Source organism: Pseudomonas moorei (genome assembly GCF_008801475.1).
Lineage (GTDB): Bacteria > Pseudomonadota > Gammaproteobacteria > Pseudomonadales > Pseudomonadaceae > Aquipseudomonas > Aquipseudomonas moorei.
In genome coordinates, this window is record NZ_VZPP01000001.1 from 40,039 (window position 1) to 58,392 (window position 18,354).

At 55.3% G+C, this 18,354-nt stretch carries 16 protein-coding genes and 1 pseudogene; 11 read left to right on the top strand and 6 right to left on the bottom strand.

Annotation, left to right across the window (positions count from 1 at the left end; genetic code table 11):
- Positions 1-4: 4 nt before the first annotated feature.
- Positions 5-1,048 carry an FUSC family protein gene (locus F7R06_RS00200; RefSeq protein WP_090322851.1) on the bottom strand — a complete coding sequence of 348 codons (1,044 nt, stop codon included), beginning with the start codon at positions 1,046-1,048 and terminating at the stop codon, positions 5-7.
- A gap of 44 nt (positions 1,049-1,092) precedes the next feature.
- Complete coding sequence (locus F7R06_RS00205; protein ID WP_090322849.1) at positions 1,093-2,718, bottom strand: NADP-dependent glyceraldehyde-3-phosphate dehydrogenase; 1,626 nt, start codon at positions 2,716-2,718, stop codon at positions 1,093-1,095.
- A 328-nt stretch (positions 2,719-3,046) separates the two neighbouring features.
- On the opposite strand from F7R06_RS00205, the gene F7R06_RS00210 reads away from it, so the two are divergent.
- The 9 genes from F7R06_RS00210 to F7R06_RS00250 all read left to right on the top strand — a co-directional run bounded on the left by F7R06_RS00210 (position 3,047) and on the right by F7R06_RS00250 (position 11,481).
- Positions 3,047-3,934 carry a Dyp-type peroxidase gene (locus F7R06_RS00210; RefSeq protein ID WP_090322845.1) on the top strand — a complete coding sequence of 296 codons (888 nt, stop codon included), beginning with the start codon at positions 3,047-3,049 and terminating at the stop codon, positions 3,932-3,934.
- A 164-nt stretch (positions 3,935-4,098) separates the two neighbouring features.
- Positions 4,099-4,851 (top strand): GntR family transcriptional regulator, encoded by a 753-nt coding sequence (locus tag F7R06_RS00215; RefSeq protein WP_090322843.1) that lies wholly within the window; start codon positions 4,099-4,101, stop codon positions 4,849-4,851.
- The gene (locus F7R06_RS00220; protein ID WP_090322840.1) at positions 4,848-6,578 is read left to right on the top strand and encodes a fumarate reductase/succinate dehydrogenase flavoprotein subunit; all 1,731 of its coding nucleotides are present in this window, start codon (positions 4,848-4,850) and stop codon (positions 6,576-6,578) included. Before F7R06_RS00215 ends, F7R06_RS00220 begins: the two co-directional genes overlap by 4 nt.
- A gap of 26 nt (positions 6,579-6,604) precedes the next feature.
- Positions 6,605-6,850, top strand: coding sequence for a 4Fe-4S dicluster domain-containing protein (locus F7R06_RS00225; RefSeq protein WP_008060065.1), 246 nt, complete (start codon positions 6,605-6,607; stop codon positions 6,848-6,850).
- Positions 6,851-7,069: 219 nt separating this feature from the next.
- Positions 7,070-8,488, top strand: coding sequence for an ABC transporter substrate-binding protein (locus F7R06_RS00230; protein WP_090322839.1), 1,419 nt, complete (start codon positions 7,070-7,072; stop codon positions 8,486-8,488).
- Between the two features lie 128 nt (positions 8,489-8,616).
- Positions 8,617-9,399 (top strand): ABC transporter permease, encoded by a 783-nt coding sequence (locus F7R06_RS00235; protein WP_090322836.1) that lies wholly within the window; start codon positions 8,617-8,619, stop codon positions 9,397-9,399.
- Positions 9,399-10,247 (top strand): ABC transporter ATP-binding protein, encoded by an 849-nt coding sequence (locus tag F7R06_RS00240; protein ID WP_090322833.1) that lies wholly within the window; start codon positions 9,399-9,401, stop codon positions 10,245-10,247. The genes F7R06_RS00235 and F7R06_RS00240 overlap by 1 nt, the downstream gene beginning before the upstream one ends.
- Positions 10,244-11,206 (top strand): HEAT repeat domain-containing protein, encoded by a 963-nt coding sequence (locus F7R06_RS00245; protein WP_090322831.1) that lies wholly within the window; start codon positions 10,244-10,246, stop codon positions 11,204-11,206. The genes F7R06_RS00240 and F7R06_RS00245 overlap by 4 nt, the downstream gene beginning before the upstream one ends.
- Complete coding sequence (locus F7R06_RS00250) at positions 11,203-11,481, top strand: DUF971 domain-containing protein (protein WP_090322828.1); 279 nt, start codon at positions 11,203-11,205, stop codon at positions 11,479-11,481. Before F7R06_RS00245 ends, F7R06_RS00250 begins: the two co-directional genes overlap by 4 nt.
- A 53-nt stretch (positions 11,482-11,534) precedes the next feature.
- Here F7R06_RS00250 and F7R06_RS00255 read toward each other — a convergent pair whose 3' ends face one another.
- The 4 genes from F7R06_RS00255 to F7R06_RS00280 form a co-directional block, all read right to left on the bottom strand.
- A complete protein-coding gene (locus F7R06_RS00255; RefSeq protein WP_090322826.1) occupies positions 11,535-12,254 on the bottom strand; it encodes an AAA family ATPase in 720 nt (239 codons plus the stop codon).
- A 754-nt stretch (positions 12,255-13,008) separates the two neighbouring features.
- Positions 13,009-14,214 carry a YcaO-like family protein gene (locus tag F7R06_RS00265; RefSeq protein ID WP_090322820.1) on the bottom strand — a complete coding sequence of 402 codons (1,206 nt, stop codon included), beginning with the start codon at positions 14,212-14,214 and terminating at the stop codon, positions 13,009-13,011.
- Between the two features lie 772 nt (positions 14,215-14,986).
- Positions 14,987-15,868 carry an McbB family protein gene (locus tag F7R06_RS00275; protein ID WP_090322817.1) on the bottom strand — a complete coding sequence of 294 codons (882 nt, stop codon included), beginning with the start codon at positions 15,866-15,868 and terminating at the stop codon, positions 14,987-14,989.
- Between the two features lie 77 nt (positions 15,869-15,945).
- Complete coding sequence (locus tag F7R06_RS00280; RefSeq protein ID WP_162493930.1) at positions 15,946-16,128, bottom strand: hypothetical protein; 183 nt, start codon at positions 16,126-16,128, stop codon at positions 15,946-15,948.
- A 771-nt stretch (positions 16,129-16,899) separates the two neighbouring features.
- Here F7R06_RS00280 and F7R06_RS00285 point away from each other — a divergent pair.
- Positions 16,900-18,138 (top strand): MFS transporter, encoded by a 1,239-nt coding sequence (locus tag F7R06_RS00285; protein ID WP_090322809.1) that lies wholly within the window; start codon positions 16,900-16,902, stop codon positions 18,136-18,138.
- Positions 18,131-18,271, top strand: a pseudogene (locus tag F7R06_RS00290) (gamma-butyrobetaine hydroxylase-like domain-containing protein); the annotation flags it as partial. The gene F7R06_RS00285 and the pseudogene F7R06_RS00290, both read left to right, overlap by 8 nt.
- Between the last annotated feature and the right edge of the window lie 83 nt (positions 18,272-18,354).

Consider the following 18,354-nt stretch of genomic DNA (forward strand, 5'->3'; position numbering starts at 1 on the left):
AGGGTCAGATGTTCCAGCGCGGCGAAGTCTTCGCCAGGCGCTGGCGCATCTCGCCGATGTTGGCCGCCAACTGCCGGACCAGCAATCGGTAACCGTCCAGCGAGCTATAGACCGGCGTGTCCAGGCTTGAATCCGGCAGCACTTCGACGGGGCGGCTGAGCCGCTGGGACGCGCCTGATTTCAACGCCCGGGCCATGCCGATCAATTGCACCCGAATCAGCCGGTGCTCCGCTTTCAAAGCCGATTGCAGATGGGCCATGGCGTCCGGGTCACTGGCATCCGGCCGGGTGTTGCCAAGGATCTCCAGTGTGCTGACGCACATGCGCAAGTGACGCTGGATGGCATCGAGTTCGGTCATGGAAATCTTCACTTCCTTGGACACCGAGGGCATCAGCGAGCGCAACTGCACCATCACCGTGTTCAGGCGCCCCATAAGCTTGAGATGTTCGTCCGCCGTGACGGGTTGACCGTTGATGATGCGTCCGTAGATCGTCGCGCAATCACGCAAGGCGTCGGCCAGGTTGTAGCGCCAGGAATAGACCGCGTACAGCGGCAGGGCGAAGGAAAACGCCAGGGCCAGGGCAATACCGATGAGGATATCGACCCCACGCCACAACCCGTCAGAAACCGGATTGTCACCATGACCCGCGACGATGAACACGGTAATGGCAGCCAGCAGTGCCGTATAACCGCCCTTGCCGATGGCGTGGTACGAGAAAAAACCGCAAATCACCGCCATGGCGAAATAGGTCAGCCACGGCATGCCAAGCCACGCCTGTTGCACCACCAGCACCAGGCCGATCGTCGCCCCGACCAGGGTGCCGATGGCCCGCTCGGCGGATTTTTTGCCGATATTGCCGTGGTGTTGCAAGCCGCCGATCACCACCAGCATCGTCACCGACGCCCACTCACCGTGGGGCAGGTGGATGCCAGTGGTCAGCAGGATCGACGCCAGCAACCCCAGTGACACCCGTACGGCGTGGATGACCCTGGCATGACGATAGCGCCGGTACGGGTCCAGTAGCGGACGCAGTAAACGGCGCAGCAGCGGCGGCAGTTGAAGGGCTTTGGACTGGCTCAGATCGGCACTCCTCAGAAAATGTAATCGGTGGTCAGGAAGCTTGAACTGCGGCCGCTGATGATCTCGCTGATCAGGTCCTTGTTGCTCTCCTGGAATTTAGTGGCGACCAGTGTCCGGATCGAGAACACCCGCAGTGCGTCATGCACCGACAAAGTGCCCTCGGCCGAGTTCTTGCGCCCGTTGAAAGGGTAGGTGTCGGGCCCGCGCTGGCATTGGGCGTTGAGGTTGATGCGCCCGACCTGGTTGGCGAAGGTGTCCACCAGTCGCCCGACCGCCACCGGGTTGGTGCCGAAGATGCTCAACTGCTGGCCGAAGTCCGACTCCAAGACGTAATCGATCACCGTATCCAGATGCCGGTAAGGCACGATTGGCACCACCGGACCGAACTGCTCTTCCTGATAGACGCGCATGTGCGGCGTCACCGGGTACAGCAGCGCGGGATAGAAGAACGACGCGCGTGCCTGACCTCCATGGGGATTGACCACTTTCGCCCCCTTGTCGAGCGCATCCGCCACCAGCGCATGCAGGTAAGCGACCTTGCCCGACTCCGGCAGCGGCGTCAGGGCCACGCCGCTTTCCCACGGCATGCCGGGTTTGAGCGTGGCGAGCCTGGCGTTGAATTTTTCGATGAAGCGCTCGACCACGTCTTCGTGGACGAAGAGGATTTTCAGCGCCGTGCAGCGCTGGCCATTGAACGACAGGGATCCGGTGACCGCTTCATTGACCGCATTGTCCAGATCCACCTCCGGCAGGACGATACCGGGATTCTTCGCATCCAGGCCCAGCGCCGCGCGCAAACGGTGGGGTTTTGGATGGAGTTTTTTCAGGTCGCTGGCGGCTTTATTGGTGCCGATGAACGCAAAGATATCGATCTTGCCACTGGCCATCAGGGCGCTGACAGTCTCGCGACCGCTGCCGTAGATCACGTTGATCACCCCGGCCGGGAAGCTGTCGCGGAAGGCTTCCAGCAATGGACGAATCAGCAGCACGCCGAGTTTGGCCGGTTTGAACACCACGGTGTTGCCCATGATCAGCGCCGGGATCAGCGTGGTGAAGGTTTCGTTCAGCGGGTAGTTGTAGGGGCCCATGCACAAGGCCACGCCCATCGGTACGCGGCGGATCTGGCCAAGGGTATCCTGCTCCAGCTCGAAGCGGCTCGAGCGACGATCGAGTTCCTTGAGGGCGTTGATGGTGTCGACGATGTAATCGCAGGTGCGGTCGAACTCTTTCTCCGAGTCCTTGAGGTTTTTACCGATTTCCCACATCAGCAACTTGACCACTGCCTCGCGCTGTTCGCGCATGCGGCCGAGGAAGGATTCGACATGCTGGATGCGCTCGGCCACGCGCAGGGTCGGCCACAAGCCCTGGCCGCGGTCATAAGCGCGGACGGCGGCGTCGAGGGCGGTCAAGGCGGTCTCGGCATCGAGCAATGGCGTGCTGCCGAGGATGACTTGTTCATCGCCATTCGGGCCACTGAAATACACTGGGCTGCGGACCTGGGCGAGGGGGCCGGGCCAGGTTTTCAATATGCCGTCGACCAGGTATTCACGCTGTTCGGTGGGGCCGTCGAGGCGGTATTTTTCCGGGATGCTGCCGGCCTCGGGAAACAGATTGCCAAGGATGTTCGCTGTGGTCATGTCGCTACCCCTGAAGAGATGTTGGCGAGCCCGGGCCATGGCAGGCGCGGGCTCGCTCGCGAAGGTCGTGAACGATAACGCGTAAAAATCAGACGCCCCGCGGTGGTCTTGGGTTTATCGCGAGCGAGCTCGCTCCTACATTCAACGTTCAATGCCCCGGATGTTGAGTCGATCGCGCGGCGACAGGCAGAGTAGAGGGGTTGAGGGTCTGGATCTTGTGTCTCTAGCGTAGACCGCTTTATGCAGTTCTTGTACATGGACATTGACCTGAGCACACACAACGGCCGGTGCTGCGGTTAAACTTCGTGCTCTTTCATAAGGAGTTCATATGAGTCATTACCAGCCGGGCATTCTCGCCACCCCTGTTCCGCCTCAAGCTCGCCATATGTTCTTCGCCCTCGAATCCGCCGCTGCGCTGCCGGCGGCGCTCGACAATTTGATGCAACTGGTGGACGGCCAGTCGGCCGTGGTCGGCTTCGGTGAATCCCTGGTCAAGGCCCTGAACGGCAACATTGAAGGGCTGCGGGTGTTCCCGGCGCTGACGGGCGTGGGCGTTGACAACCCGTCGACCCAACACGCGCTCTGGTGCTGGTTGCATGGCGTCGACCGTGGTGAGCTGCTCAATCGCAGCAATGCCCTTGAAGCGGCCTTGGCGCCAGCCTTGCGCCTGGTGCAGATGACCGAAGGCTTCCGCCATCGCGACGGCCATGACCTGACCGGCTACGAAGACGGCACCGAAAACCCCCAGGACGAGGCCGCTGCGGCTGCCGCGCTGGTGGCTGAAGGCGTCGACGGCACGGTCGGTGGCAGTTTTGCCGCGATTCAGCAGTGGCAGCACGATTTGAAGGGCTTCCACGCGCTGCCTTCCCACGAAACCGACCACATCATGGGCCGACGCCTGAGCGACAACGAAGAACTCGATGACGCGCCAATCTCCGCCCACGTCAAACGCACAGCCCAGGAAAGCTTCGCGCCCGAGGCGTTCATCGTGCGTCGCTCGATGCCATGGATCGAAGGCGACCGCGCTGGCCTGATGTTCCTCGCGTTCGGTTTCTCCCTCGACGCCTTCGAAGTCCAGCTGCGGCGCATGAGCGGCCTGGAAGACGGCATCACCGACGGTTTGTACCGAATCAGCCGGCCGATTACCGGCGGCTATTACTGGTGCCCGCCGCTCAAGGACGGTCGACTGGACCTGCGTGCACTGCGTATCGACTGACCGATCACGAGCTGGCTTTTGTGGCGAGGGAGCAAGCTCCCTCGCCACAGGTGTTTCACCGCACGCTTGATCGTGCGCTCTAACCTTATTCCCAAACAGTATTTCTCAGCCCTCTCTTTAGAACTCTAAGATCACGTCATAACTCGTTATAACAAGTGATCTTCATGACCGATAACGTTCTATCCCTCACTAGCGTTCCCTTGCACACCCAGCTGCGGGATGTGCTGCGCGCCCGCATTCTCGATGGTCAGTACCCGCAAGACAGCCAGATGCCCTCGGAGAGCGAGCTCGGCGCGCTGTTCAAAGTCAGCCGCATCACCGTGCGCCAGGCCCTCAGTGACCTGCAAAAGGAAGGGCTGATCTTCAAGATTCACGGCAAGGGCACCTTCGTCGCCAAACCCAAGACCTTCCAGAACGTCAGCACCCTGCAAGGCCTGGCCGAGTCCATGACCGGTCGCGGCTACGAGGTGATCAACCGCCTGCGCAGTTTCAAATTCATTGCCGCCGACAAACAGGTGGCCGAGCGTTTGCAGGTCGCCGAGGGTGAAGTCGTGGCGCAGATCAAACGGGTGCGCTTGATCAATCGCGAGCCGATTTCGCTGGAAATCACCTACCTGCCCAAAGCCATCGGCGAGCGCCTGGAGAAGGCAGACCTGGTCACCCGCGACATCTTCCTGATCCTCGAAAACGACTGCGGCCTGGCCCTCGGTCACGCCGATCTGGCCATCGATGCGGTGCTGGCTGACAGCGATCTGACCCAGGCGCTGAACGTCGAACCGGGCTCGCCGATCATGCGCATCGAGCGTCTGACCCATGACGCTGAAGGCCGCCCCCTGGACTTCGAACACCTTTACTACCGAGGCGACGCGTTCCAGTACCGCCTGCGGATCGACCGGCAAAAAGGGGAGCAGGCATGAGCCGAAACACGTTGGAGCAGGAATACGACATCGTCGTGATCGGCGGTGGCACCGCCGGGCCCATGGCGGCGATCAAGGCCAAGGAACGCAACCGCGACCTGCGGGTGCTGTTGATCGACAAGGCCAACGTCAAGCGCAGCGGCGCGATCAGCATGGGCATGGACGGCCTGAACAACGCGATCATCCCCGGCCACTCGACGCCGGAGCAGTACACCAAGGAAATCACCATCGCCAACGACGGCATCGTCAACCAGACGGCGGTCTACGCCTATGCGACCCACAGCTTCGAAACGATCGAGCAACTGGACCGCTGGGGCGTGAAGTTCGAAAAGGACGAAACCGGCGACTACGCGGTGAAAAAGGTTCACCACATGGGCGCCTACGTGCTGCCGATGCCCGAAGGGCATGACATCAAGAAAGTGCTGTATCGCCAGTTGAAGCGGGCGCGGGTGAACATCACCAATCGCCTGGTCTGTACCCGTTTGCTCAAGGACGAAGAGGGCGCGGTCAACGGTGTGATGGGCTTCGATTGCCGCACGGCCGACTTTCATGTGATCAAGGCCAAGGCGGTGATTCTGGCGTGCGGCGCCGCCGGGCGTTTGGGCCTGCCGTCCTCGGGCTACCTGATGGGCACTTACGAAAACCCGACCAATGCCGGCGACGGCTACGCCATGGCCTATCACGCCGGGGCCGAACTGGCGAACCTGGAATGCTTCCAGATCAACCCGCTGATCAAGGACTACAACGGCCCGGCCTGCGCTTATGTCACCGGTCCGCTGGGCGGCTACACCGCCAACAACAAGGGCGAACGCTTCATCGAGTGCGACTACTGGAGCGGGCAGATGATGTGGGAGTTCCATCAGGAGCTGGAAAGCGGCAATGGTCCGGTGTTCCTCAAACTCGATCACCTGGCCGAGGAAACCATCCAGAACATCGAAGAAATCCTGCACAGCAACGAGCGCCCGAGTCGCGGCCAGTTCCACGCCAATCGCGGCACCGACTACCGCACGCAGATGGTCGAGATGCACATTTCCGAGATCGGTTTTTGCAGCGGGCATTCGGCATCGGGGGTGTGGGTCAACGAGCGAGCCGAAACCTCGGTCAAGGGTTTGTACTCGGCGGGGGACATGGCAGCAGTGCCGCACAACTACATGCTCGGCGCGTTCACCTACGGCTGGTTTGCCGGGACCAATGCGGCGGATTTCGTCGCCGGGCGTGAGTTTTCGGCGCTGGATGCGGCGCAGATCGAAACCGAGAAACAACGGGTCTACGCGCCTCTGGACCGCGAACACGGCCTGCCACCGGCCCAGGTCGAGTACAAATTGCGACGCTTCGTCAACGACTACCTGCAACCGCCGAAAGTGACCAAGAAGATGCAAATCGGCCTGCAGCGCTTCAGCGATATCCAGCGCGACCTCGATCAGATCAAGGCCCACAACGCCCACGAACTGATGCGTGCCATGGAAGTCAGCATGATCCGCGACTGTGCCGAAATGGCCGCCCGGGCCTCGTTGTTCCGCGCTGAAAGTCGCTGGGGGCTTTACCACTATCGGGTCGATCATCCGCAACGCAACGACAACGACTGGTTCTGCCATTGCCACCTGAAAAAGGATGAAAACGGCCTGATGACCAGTTTCAAGAAAGCCGTCGAGCCTTACATCATCCCGCTCGACGCCGATGAAATGCAGGCCTACGACCGGTTGCGGGTCGGTGCCGACGCGGCTTGATGCTGTCAACAAAAGAGAGACCGAACATGGCCTATCAACCCCAGGAAATCTTCTTCCGCTCCAACGCGCCGGTCACCGTCGACGAGGATCTTTGCATCGCCCACAAAGGCTGCACCGTGTGCGTCGACGTCTGCCCGATGGACTTGCTGGCCATCAACCCGGCCACGCAAAAGGCCTACATGGCCTTCGATGAGTGCTGGTACTGCATGCCCTGTGAGAAGGACTGCCCGACCGGGGCGGTGAAAGTGGACATCCCTTATTTGTTGCGCTGACTTGGAGCTGGCTTGCCAGCGAAAACGATTTCACATTCACCACCTCTGCAACAGACACACCGCTTTCGCCGTTCAAGCCGGCTCCAGATCGTGTGTTGAAAAAATGCGTTAAAGCCATCCGGCCACCACCGGACGCCTGTTTCAAACACCCCTCGTTTCCCACCACGCCCTGATCGTGGCGGAGACGAACATCCAATAAACGATTCGAGGGGATTCACCATGGTTTTGCCAACATCGCTGCGTGCAGCGTTTGCCGGTCTGGTACTGGCCTCATTCACCTTGTCGGCCTCGGCCGAAACCATCCGCATTGCCATCGGCACCCAGGACACCACGATCAACTGCGCCGCTGGTGGTCTGTTGATCCGCGAACTGGGCCTGCTCGACAAGTACCTGCCCCACGACGGGCAATACAAGGACGCCAAGTACGACGTGGAGTGGAAGAACTTCACCAGCGGCGCGCCCCTGACCAACGAAATGGTTGCCGGCAAACTCGACTTCGGCGCCATGGCCGATTTCCCCGGTTCGTTCAACGGTGTGGCGTTCGAAACGGCGGGCAAGCACAGCCTGTTCATCAGCGTGCTGTCGGGCAGCATCAAGGGCAGTGGCAACGGCATCGTGGTGCCGAGTGCCTCGGGCGTGCAGTCGCTGGCCGAGCTGAAGGGCAAGACCATTTCCGTGCCGTTCGCTTCGACCGCCCATGGCATGTTGCTGCGTGCCGTGGCGGCCCAGGGTTGGGACCCGCTCAAGGACGTGAACATCATTGCCCAGCCACCGGAAGTCGCCGGCTCCGCCTTGCAGGCCGGCAAGATCGACGCCCATGCCGACTTCGTGCCGTTCGCCGAGCTGTTCCCGAGCCGGGGCTTCGCACGCAAGATCTATGACGGTTCCCAGGCTGGCGCGCCAACATTCCACGGTGCGCTGGTTGACCAGGCCTACGCGAAAAAATACCCGGAGATCGTCGTCGCCTACCTGCGCGCCAGCATCGAGGCCAATCAGTTGCTCGCCGCCGAACCGGAGAAGTACAGCGAACTGATCGCCAAGGTCACCGGGGTCGATGCCGAGGTCAATTACCTGTTCCACGGTCCGTTGGGCGTACAGACCCGTGACCTGAGCTGGAAGCCTGAATATCGCCAGGCTGTCGGCACCGCCATCGACACCCTCAAACTACTGAAAAAGGCTGATCGCGGGCTCGATCTGAATACCTTCATCGACGACCAGTACATCCGCGCCGCCTTCAAGGCCTCGAAACTGGACTACAACGCGCAACTGGCCAACTACGCGCAAACCCCGCTCAAGGCGGTCGATGCGTCCACTGGCAAAGCCATCACCGACTTCAGCCACGTGGCCGAGATCTGGGTGCGTGGCGAACCGAAAGTCCGTCAGTACGCGTCGGCGGAAGCCGCGTTCACCGCGCTGGCCAGCCTCAAGCAGGAAGGCAAGAACATCCGCGCGGTGTATGCCCAGGCCAGCGACAGCGGCATCAAGTTGCTGGCGGATCAGGCGTGGTTTGCCAGTGATGCGAAAGGGCGCCTCAGTGCGTTTTTGCTCAAGGGACAGGCCCAACAATTCGCCACGGCCCAGGGCGGCAAGGTGTTCGACTTCACCGATGCCACCACCCAGGCGGTGGCCGTGCGTTAATTCAAAAACACCGCAGTCCCCTGTAGGAGCGAGTCTGCTCGCGATGGAGTGTCAGCCAAGGAAATGTCGACTGACACCTCATCGTGAGCAGGCTCGCCCCTACAGGAAATCGGTTGAGAGGAACAATTGTGAACGGACCCTTTAAGCGCTGGCCTCCCCGAGCCGCCTCCTTGCTGCTCTGCCTGCTGTTCTGGCAACTCGCCGCCAGCCATCACTGGAACCTCGGCCTGGTGACATTCGCCAATGTGCCAACACCGCTGGCCGTGATCCAGGCGGCCCTCGGTCTCGGCGACTCCGGCAAACTCGCCCAGCACTTGAGCAGCAGCCTTGGCCGGGTGTTCGCCGGTTACCTCGCAGCACTGGTCATCGGCATTGCCCTGGGACTGGCCATCGGCCGTTCGAAATGGGCCGAAGACCTGTTGCTGCCGCCGCTGGAAGTACTGCGGCCGATACCGGCCGTGGCCTGGATCCCCCTGGCGATCCTGATGTTCCCCTCGTCAGAACTGTCGATGGTCTTCATCACCTTCACCGGCGCGTTGTTTCCGATCCTGCTCAACACCGTGCACGGCGTCGAAGGTGTCGATCCACGGCTGATCGCCTCGGCGAAAAGCCTCGGAGCAGGGCGGCGGGCGATTCTGCTGGAAGTGATTCTGCCGGGGGCTGCGCCAAGCATCATCACGGGCCTGGCCATCGGCATGGGCACCTCGTGGTTTTGCCTGGTGACCGCCGAAATGATCTCCGGCCAGTACGGCATCGGTTATTACACCTGGGAGTCCTACACCATCCAGAACTACGCCGACATCGTGGTCGGCATGTTGCTGATCGGGGTACTCGGGATGGGCAGCAGCCTATTGATCAAGCGCCTCGGTGGACTGTTCACGCCTTGGCATCGACCACGAGGTAAAGCCTGATGAGCGTTTTTCAACACCCGGAAGGGCGTATCGATATTCGCGCCCTGTCGATCAGCCTGGGCGAGGGCAGCGCCGCTTTTGAAGCGGTGCAGGGGCTCGATTGCCAGATCGAACCGGGACAGTTCGTGTGCATCCTCGGGCCGTCCGGTTGCGGCAAATCCACCTTGCTCGGTGCGCTGGCCGGTCACCTGCAACCGCGCACCGGCGTCCTCAACGTCGACGGCGCGCCGGTGTCTGGCCCGTCGCCACAGCGCGGCATGGTGTTCCAGCAGCACACGCTGTTCCCTTGGCGCACGGTGCGCGACAACGTCGCCTTCGGCCTGAAAATGCGCGGTATCGGCAAAGCCGAACGGCACCGGGCCGCCGATGAAATCCTCGCCCTGGTGGGCCTTGAAGGCTTTGCCGAGCGCTGGCCGGATCAGCTGTCCGGCGGCATGCAGCAGCGGGTGGAAATCGCCCGGGTGCTGGTCAATCGTCCACGGTTGTTGCTGATGGACGAGCCTTTCGGTGCTCTTGACGCCCTGACGCGCTTGAACATGCAGGAACTGCTGCTGGACATCTGGACACGGATTCGCACCACCGTGGTGTTCGTTACCCACGACATCGATGAAGCGCTGTTCCTTGCCGATCGCTTGCTGGTGATGAGCTCGCGCCCCGGCCGGATCATCGAAGACCTGCACCTGGACTTCCCTCGGCCACGCACCACCGAACTGGTGACCAGCCACAAGTTCTCGCGCTTGAAGCGTCACTGCCTCGAGCTTCTGCGTCACGAAGACGGTCGGCAGCTACCGCGCCTGAACCCTCTCGGACTTCCTCCTGAAAACAAACTGCCGCGATTTGCCCTATGACCTCACTCTTTGATGTAACCGATAACGACGACATTCTCGCCCTGCAACCACGCCTGACCGATGAGGATGCCGGTGTGCGCCGTATCGCCCTGATCGACCTGGCTGACCTGGAAGAACCGGATGGCCTGCTGTGGCTGGTCGATCGCCTGGCGCACGACCCGGCCGAGGAGGTTCGCGCCGAAGCCGCGCGCTTGCTCGAAGCCTGGGAGGACGAGCCCGTGGTCGAGGCGTTGTGCCAGGCCCTGACCGATCCCGCGCCAGCGGTGCAAGCCGCCGCCGCGCAAAGCCTCAGCCTGCTCAAGAGTGAAGCGGCCGGCAGGGTGATTCTGCCGTGGACCGGGCATGCCGACATCGGCGTGCGCATCGCTGCATTCCGGGCCTTGCGCGAGTTGCGCTTTCCCCTGGCAGCCCCGGCGGCCTTGCTGGCGCTGGACGATCACGACGCCAACGTCCGGCGTGAAGCGGTTGGCGTGCTGGGCTGGCTCAAGCAGCTCGATGCCTTACCGGCCCTGGCACGGCTGGCCAGCGATGACCCGGACACTGAAGTCCGTCGCGCGGCCACCGGGGCGTTGGGGCTGGCGTCAGACGCACAGGTGCTGCCGGCCCTGCGACAGGCCCTGCGGGACCAGGCCTGGCAAGTGCGCGAAGAGGCCGCCACCACGTTGGGCAAGGTCGGACACCTCGACGCCGGTGCCGCGCTGGTCGAAGCCTTGGGTGACGATTACTGGCAAGTCCGCCTGCGCGCCACCCGCAGCCTTGGGCGTTTACGTTATGCCCCGGCTCTGGATGCCTTGATCGAAACCCTCGGCCACCGCATCAGCAATCTGCGCAAGGAAGCCGCGCTGGCCTTGGGCGAGTTGAACGAGCGGGATGCCATCGCGCCGCTGTTGGCCGCCCAGGACGACGGCGACCCGGAAGTGCGCAAGGCGGTGCGCATTGCCTTGAGTCAACTGCAATGAGCCCGCTGGTCATCGGCAATTCCCGAAGCAAACAACAATTGCGCTTGAACTGGCCGGACGGTCGCGAACAGTGGCTGGACCACGTCGAGTTGCGTCGCCAATGCCCGTGTTCGCAATGCCGGGCGTTTCGAATGCGGGGAATGGCACCGCTGGTTGATGACCGCGTTCAGGTGGTCGAAGTGAATGCGCAGGGGTATGGACTGCAGCTGGTGTTCAGTGATGGGCATGAGCGGGGGATATATCCGTGGGCTTATCTGGCTGGATTTAGGGACTGAATAGGGAGCTATTTCAGTCTGGAGCATCTCCCCCTATGTGCGGTTCCAGTTTTTTATGTCGCGAATTCAGGTTCAGTAATGGCTCGGATAAATGCATCGTCCACAGTCTTTGCTCCATACTTATTCATGAACTCACTACCATTGGCAAAGCGATTGAAGCGGTGCTGGCTGAGCATGTAAAAATAATCACAATGGTTAATGACTTCATCAACATTATGCGAGGAAACTAGAATGGCAGTGCCCTCTCTGGCTGCGCCGTGAAGACATTGCCAAATATAGTGACGAAATTCTGGATCTACACCAGCAGTAGGTTCGTCGAGAATCACGAAGTCTGCAGAGATTGAAAGAAGAGAAAGCGTAAAGAACCAGCGTGTTTCTCCGTAGCTGCATAGCGATGATTTTTTGTTCCAAATGTCTTGGTACCGGTCAACTATCGCAGGACTCCACGCACTTAATTTTATTAGGGCTTTATCTTGTGTCATTGGTTCGCTTGATGACAGCGCAGTCACCATTTTAAAAATGTCGCGCATGCGCAACGGTGGAGAAGTGGTAATGATTTGAGAAAGGTATAAGAAATGACTAAAGTCGTTTTTTATAAAGCCGCACTTTGCTTTTTTAAGGTCGCAGATGATATCGAAAAAAGTTGTTTTTCCAGAGCCGTTGGGTCCGAGAATTCCGACAATATCTCCTTGAGTAACCTCAAGAGACGCCTGGGTTAAGAGGGGGGTGGTTGAATAGGAAAAATCAATGTTTTGCGCCCTAAACTTTTTCATTAATATCGGCTCCATACAGGATTTATTCTAAGATGTTTGAATGTCTTAAATAGTGTAAAAGTGAACAAAAAAACTATTGCGATTGTGGTGGGCTGATTGGATTGAAGGCCTTGTTCCATTATTTTGCTTGCAAGAGTTAGTGGGTTTGCAAGATTCAAAGTATCAGTGATGTGGTTTGCTGTGGCGGTACTCATTACTCCGAGAATTAGCATGCAGAACGAAAAGATGGAAAGCAACGTGTTCGAGTTCTGAAAGTTAATCGGTAGCCATGAAAATACAGCCCCGAGAGTGCAAAACATGATGAAGCAGACGTAGAAGCGTAGTGTGATATTTAGTAATTCATTGAGGTTGTAGTTTCCAAATGGAAATTTCGTCATTAGGTAAAAGGTCGCACAATAGGATGTCGATATTAGTGAATAAGTAATGAAGTGTGATAAAAGGAAAATTAATTTTGAGTCCTTGGAGTAAATAAATGATCGTGTGAATCCGCTTTCCCTTCTTCCGATTATGTAAAAGGCGAATCCGAATAATGCAACGCTCGAGGAGATATAGGCATAAAACCATGCTGAGACTGTAATGTAGTTGCTGGAGAAATAGTTGGCGTCTTGCCTGGTTGCTGCAAAAAAATAGAACATCGCGCAAGGTGATATCATGATCCAAAATAATGAGATGGGTTCTTTTAATTGTTCTTTAATGAATATGGAGGTCAGGGAAAAAATTCTGGGCCAGATATTTTTAGTCATGATTGAATTCTCTATGGGAATGGAACCATTGTTTCTTTTCTTTCGTTATGTATTTCGAGGAAAAAAGCCTCTGAATAATCGTTGATTATGTTGATGTCTGCTGAATTGTTCATGTGCATAAATATACAGGGCGAAGTGAATTTGCAAAATGTGTAGTTGGTTTCTTCTATTTGAGTTGTTTTTACGTAGAGGTATCCTTCGAAGTTTTTCCGTCTCAAACATCCAATCAAATTTTCAGTATCTAACTTGCAATGTGTGCTTTTATTGTGTGATGCGCGTGGGCGGTAGTTTAGTTGTGACGTGATTTCTTCAAAGGTTTTATAGTGGTTGCATTTTACAAAGTGGCGAATGTAAGAGTCCTTAAGAGTGTCTGGGTCGCCGTGAAAAACTCTGAATAAATTCATGAACCGAAATGTTTGCCATAACTCCAATATTGACTTGTTCAATGCTTCTGCCCGACTTTCTGAATAAGACATTCCTGCGCAGTAGTGAACATTTCTACTGGAGTCATTGCTCCCGTAAACTGTTAGTAAGCAAACTCCTGGGAAGTCATCGTCGGAAATGTCAATTATTAATAGTTGTCCTGATTTTGTCAGTGCGTTGAATAGACCGTATGAAGGGAGCGTTTTTATCGTAGCTGATATCTCGGCTGGTTTGATTGTCTCTATGCATTGTTTGGTTAGCCAGAATCGAGTGAGAAATTGGCGTTCTAATGATTCTTTAATAGAGCCAAGAATCGCGAGTTCTGGATTCCAATGAAAGCTGCATCCACACGTGTCTCGACTTGGGTAAATTTTGTCGTCGTCGCTGTTGTTGTGGGTCAGGGAGATACACACGGTCGGAATTGAACAGCATGAAAAATCAGAAATACGTATGGCGGTGGTCATGTTGAATTTTCGACCCGTCAGATCAGCTAGGTTTATGTTTTTAGCAGCGGTTTGACTAAATGCTTTTCTGAAACTATCGACCTCTTTGGGCGTAAGACTATCCTCTAGAGTCGAAAAGCTATCGGATAATATTTCTAAATAGAAGTGACGTCTCTCGAAGTATTCGCCCAAGCCGGTTTTTATTGATGTTGAGCTTGTGCCAATTCCTGAACCTATTGAGCCCCATTGATCGCCAATCTCCGTGCAAAAAGGGAAGTCGAAAATGCATGGGGGGTGGCACCACATTTCCCCAGGTAGTGAGGGATCATTGCTGTAACTTGAAATTTTCAATTTAGCCTCCGATCAACTGTACACATGCAGGAAAAAATAGAGTTGGATTTAGTCCGATGACCTTACACAGCATGTTGTCGGTGTACCCAGACCATTGACGGCTTTTGATATTTAAATGTTTGCATTGAAGATCAATTAGCATATATATTGATCCGGTTTCCATTAGCGCTAACCTGTAGCCGCGATAACGATATTTAAATAGCGTTTTTGGCATATACATTACATAAACTATGGCTAGGCTGGGATTGCCAATTTTGCTTCCTTTGGGCAAAATAGCCTCTTTTATTGAGTTGGCGTCGTAACTCCCCTGCATTATTTCAAATTTTCTTGAGTGTGGTAGTGGATGTAATATTTTTTCAGGGCATGGCCATGTGTTTTTAGGTGATAGCGAGCAACAAAATACTTCTACCGAATATAGTGCTCCTGCACTAGGGTATCCTCTTTTATGAGTGTCTTTGCTAATTCTTAATAGTGGGCTGATTAATTTTTTATCAAATCGAATGTTATGTTTTGATCGTCGAAGAAATCGCATGATTGATTTCGATGTAAAGGGCTTGTAGGCTCTAGCGCGTTGAGCGTTTCGCCTTTTGTAGTGATATCCATATCAGGATATAATTGCAGTTCGTTACCTGTTAAATCTGAAAGTGTCTGTGGCGGAAGGTTGTGCAATATGGATATATTTTTAACGCAGTCATGGATGGTGAAATTGCCTTTGCTATGGAATTCCAAGGTGTCCTCCATGACTTTTTGATCGAGGAATTTCAGATAGTAATCATGTGGAATATTTTTCATATTTAGATCTCAAACAGGTGCAGGAATGCCAGTGAGTGGTCAACTCTTCAGTAATTAATCCACTGTTTAAATCTATACTCATTGATGCAAGAGAGTTGTCTTGATATCTGAAGTCTTGATTGTGTTCCGTATGAAGCTTGATTTTTTTTATTACAGTGCCTAATGCTAGATTTCTCTGTAACAAGCTTAAATTTGGGGAGGGTGTTGTAATGTTTTGGTCAACGCAAAAGTTCAGTAGGGCAGACCAGGAGTTTCGACTTTCGTTGATTCTTTCATAATTTAGTTGCCTCTCTACAAGGCAAAAATGGCAGGGGTTTCCAATGTTAGGAATGTATGGTTGACTTATACGAAACGTGCCTCCGTTCAAGTATCCTATCGAGATGGCGCTGCTCGGAGATGAGTCTGCTAAACAAAAGTATAGGTTTTTAAGTTTTGAATAATTGTATTGCATGCATATTATTTTAATTAGAAATGCATTGCCTTGGGCTCGGTCAATTAAGGATTCAAAGTCGCTAACTATTTCGTAGTCGAATTTAATTTCTTGATCAATGATAGCTTCGAATTCTTCTCGGTTGCCCCAATCATGCGCTATTAATACCTTTTTGAAATATATTTCCGATGGTTGATTTTTAAGGCCTATGGCGAAATTCAAGAACCTATAAGTTTCTTTTAGAGGTAGTTTTTGGGCGGATACTATTTTATCGAATAGCGCTTTCGGTATGCTGGGTAGCTTTTGTTTTTTTAGTTCCTGCAGCACATTCAATAGTTTTTTTGACTCGGTTTTTGATGCGCCATTGATAGATATTATTAGTGACTCATTAGGCAGGCTCACAATGTCAAATTCTGAGAATATCAGTTGCATTTATCTCCTCCTAAAGGATCTTTCACTTTGAAAGATCCTGTTAGCCTGGGAAATTAGTAGGCAGTTTATTATCGGTTTCAACTACATGCTTCTGCAGCCACCGGTGCCACCACCGCCAGTGCCTCCTGCTCCGCCACAGCCCCCATTTCCTCCACCGCTACCACCGCTGCATCCGCCACCCCCACCACATCCACCGCTGCCCCCGCAACCTCCTGCACTTCCGGAGCCGCCAGCGACTTGTGGATTGGAGTTCGATCCAACATCATTTCTAAAATTGAATAGCACTTTTCCAAGTTCGTTGTTTTTCATTTTGTTTTTACTCGTTGTGTTTGCCACTTGAAATTAAGTGGTGTTGCAATAGTTAGTTGATTTTTCTGTTGTGTGCAAGGGAGGGGCCTTTTTGTGTTGTAGGGGCATTCCTACACACTTTCAAGAAGTGTCCTGCATGAGATTCGGAATCTTGATGGTTTGGTTTGGTTTTAGTGCGGATAGTGTCTAGCGTGGAATTTTTAAATCTCTTTTTCAAACCGTATTTTAATTTTCGGTAAGTAGAAATGATCTTGCTATGTCGAGTGGGGGATTTCTGTAGGATTAAATGTGCGTTTTGTGTTTTTTTATGATTTTTATTTTTTCAAGTGCTGATTTTTTAAAAAAAATACGACGAACGGTAGGCCCGATTTTTTGATTGTCCGCTTCGTTAGAGTAAGGACTGCAGGGCATTGCGTTTGCGGGTTGTCTAACAGCGCGCTTAGGGGTATGAACTGCAGCAGGTATTATCCAAAGGATTTATCCGTGGGTATGGGCGTACTTGGCACAACTCGTCCCCGAATCCAACCTAATCTGATGCACGCGCGCCTGCTCGCGAAAGCGGTGGGTCAGCCAATCAAGTATCGACTGACATACCGCTTCCGTGGACAGCAGCTCAAGGTCTCGATTCTCGGTCGAGGAGAACTTGAAGTCCGGAGAGGGGGGGTGAAGCTCGCTATGCGCTTAAACCAGGACGCAAGTATAGGTCTCAAGGAGGATTACTTATGATCTCCATTGCCGATCGCTTATCACCTTATACCGAAGCGCTGAGCGTCACGTCTTTTCGCAAATTGCTGATAGGCCAAAGTCTCTCGATGGCCGGCGACGCTATTTGTCTAGCCGCTCTGCCGATAGCGCTTATCCGGACCGGCTACGGAGCAGAAGTATTTGGTTTTGTTATGGCGGCAGTCGGGGTAGGGAGCGTGATCGGGGCCCTGGCCGGAGGCTTGCTGGCGGATCGAAAGTCGCCGAAGCAAGTACTGATTTACACCGACACGGCGAGGGGTTGCGCGCAACTGGCCGCAGTGGCGCTGTTCTTCTCCGGTGCACCGTGGTGGTGCTTGGTCTTTGTCTACCTGATATTTGGCATCGGCATTGGGGTTTCCCGTCCGTGCGCCCAAGTACTGCTTGCCAAATTACTGCCCAAACAAGCACTGGTGGCGGGCAATGGTGCGATGAACTTTGTCGACAACCTGGTCGCTGTGCTGTTTCCCGCGACGCTGGGAGTATTCATCATTTTCTGGGATCCGGTCTGGGGCATATTGATCGATGGTTTGACATTCTTCTGCGCCGCCATTTACACGGCTATGTTGCCCAATGTTGAGCCCTGTGAGTTCGAGGAGGAGTTCTCGATCCGGGAAACGGTCAATGGCATTGCCATCGTTACCGGCAACTCCAAGCTTTTGCTGGGCTTCGCGGCCACCCTCGTGGTGAACGTATTGTGTTTCCCGATTTTCCTGGTTGTCGCTCCCTATGCCATCAGCAATCGATTCAACGAAGAAATGTGGGGAGTATGTCTGGCCGCCTCGGGATTCGGTGCGTGCATTGGATCAATCGTCACGGTGCTTGTTTCCGGGCATGAACGACTGATCGGACTTGCAGTGACCTGCGGCCTGTTCCTGGCTGGCGCGATGGCACTACTCGGCATGGGAAGCTCGTTCTGGATGGCGATACTGGGGGCGACTCTGGTAGGTGTCGTCGAAGCGTCCTGGTTGACTGGATGGGCCACAGCGATGCAGACACTGTCTCCCGAAAAGGACCTCGGTAAAGTGGTGGCAGTCGATACACTCTTTACCAGTGGCGTACACCCCTTCATTTTTCTCGGTAGCGGAGTCGTCGGCGGGATGGTCGGTTATTCCCAGACCCTTTCCCTCACGGCAATTCTCAGTGCCGTAGGCACACTGTTAATTGGTTTGGCGTCCTTTACGCTCATACCAAGGAGTGCTCAAGATTTCGCGGGTTGATGCGCAGGTTCGGGTTATCGATTTGCACTCGCAGGGGTATGGATTGCAACTGATCTTCAGCGACGGCCACGATCGCGGCATCTATCCCTGGCCCTATCTGGCACAACTCGCCCCCGAACCCACTGGAATCTAACGGTGGGAGCGAGCCTGCTCGCGATGGCGGCCTGACAGTCGCTATTGATAGTGACTGGACGGGCCTTATCGCGAGCAAGCTCC

Excerpts from the sequence above, each read along its gene's own strand:
- F7R06_RS00205 (WP_090322849.1), bottom strand. The coding sequence starts at position 2,718 with ATGACCACAGCGAACATCCTTGGCAATCTGTTTCCCGAGGCCGGCAGC.
- F7R06_RS00225 (WP_008060065.1), top strand. The coding sequence starts at position 6,605 with ATGGCCTATCAACCCCAGGAAATCTTCTTCCGCTCCAACGCGCCGGTC.
- F7R06_RS00275 (WP_090322817.1), bottom strand. The coding sequence starts at position 15,868 with ATGCAACTGATATTCTCAGAATTTGACATTGTGAGCCTGCCTAATGAG.
- F7R06_RS00250 (WP_090322828.1), top strand. The coding sequence starts at position 11,203 with ATGAGCCCGCTGGTCATCGGCAATTCCCGAAGCAAACAACAATTGCGC.
- F7R06_RS00245 (WP_090322831.1), top strand. The coding sequence starts at position 10,244 with ATGACCTCACTCTTTGATGTAACCGATAACGACGACATTCTCGCCCTG.
- F7R06_RS00285 (WP_090322809.1), top strand. The coding sequence starts at position 16,900 with ATGATCTCCATTGCCGATCGCTTATCACCTTATACCGAAGCGCTGAGC.
- F7R06_RS00255 (WP_090322826.1), bottom strand. The coding sequence starts at position 12,254 with ATGAAAAAGTTTAGGGCGCAAAACATTGATTTTTCCTATTCAACCACC.
- F7R06_RS00210 (WP_090322845.1), top strand. The coding sequence starts at position 3,047 with ATGAGTCATTACCAGCCGGGCATTCTCGCCACCCCTGTTCCGCCTCAA.
- F7R06_RS00230 (WP_090322839.1), top strand. The coding sequence starts at position 7,070 with ATGGTTTTGCCAACATCGCTGCGTGCAGCGTTTGCCGGTCTGGTACTG.
- F7R06_RS00215 (WP_090322843.1), top strand. The coding sequence starts at position 4,099 with ATGACCGATAACGTTCTATCCCTCACTAGCGTTCCCTTGCACACCCAG.
- F7R06_RS00240 (WP_090322833.1), top strand. The coding sequence starts at position 9,399 with ATGAGCGTTTTTCAACACCCGGAAGGGCGTATCGATATTCGCGCCCTG.
- F7R06_RS00220 (WP_090322840.1), top strand. The coding sequence starts at position 4,848 with ATGAGCCGAAACACGTTGGAGCAGGAATACGACATCGTCGTGATCGGC.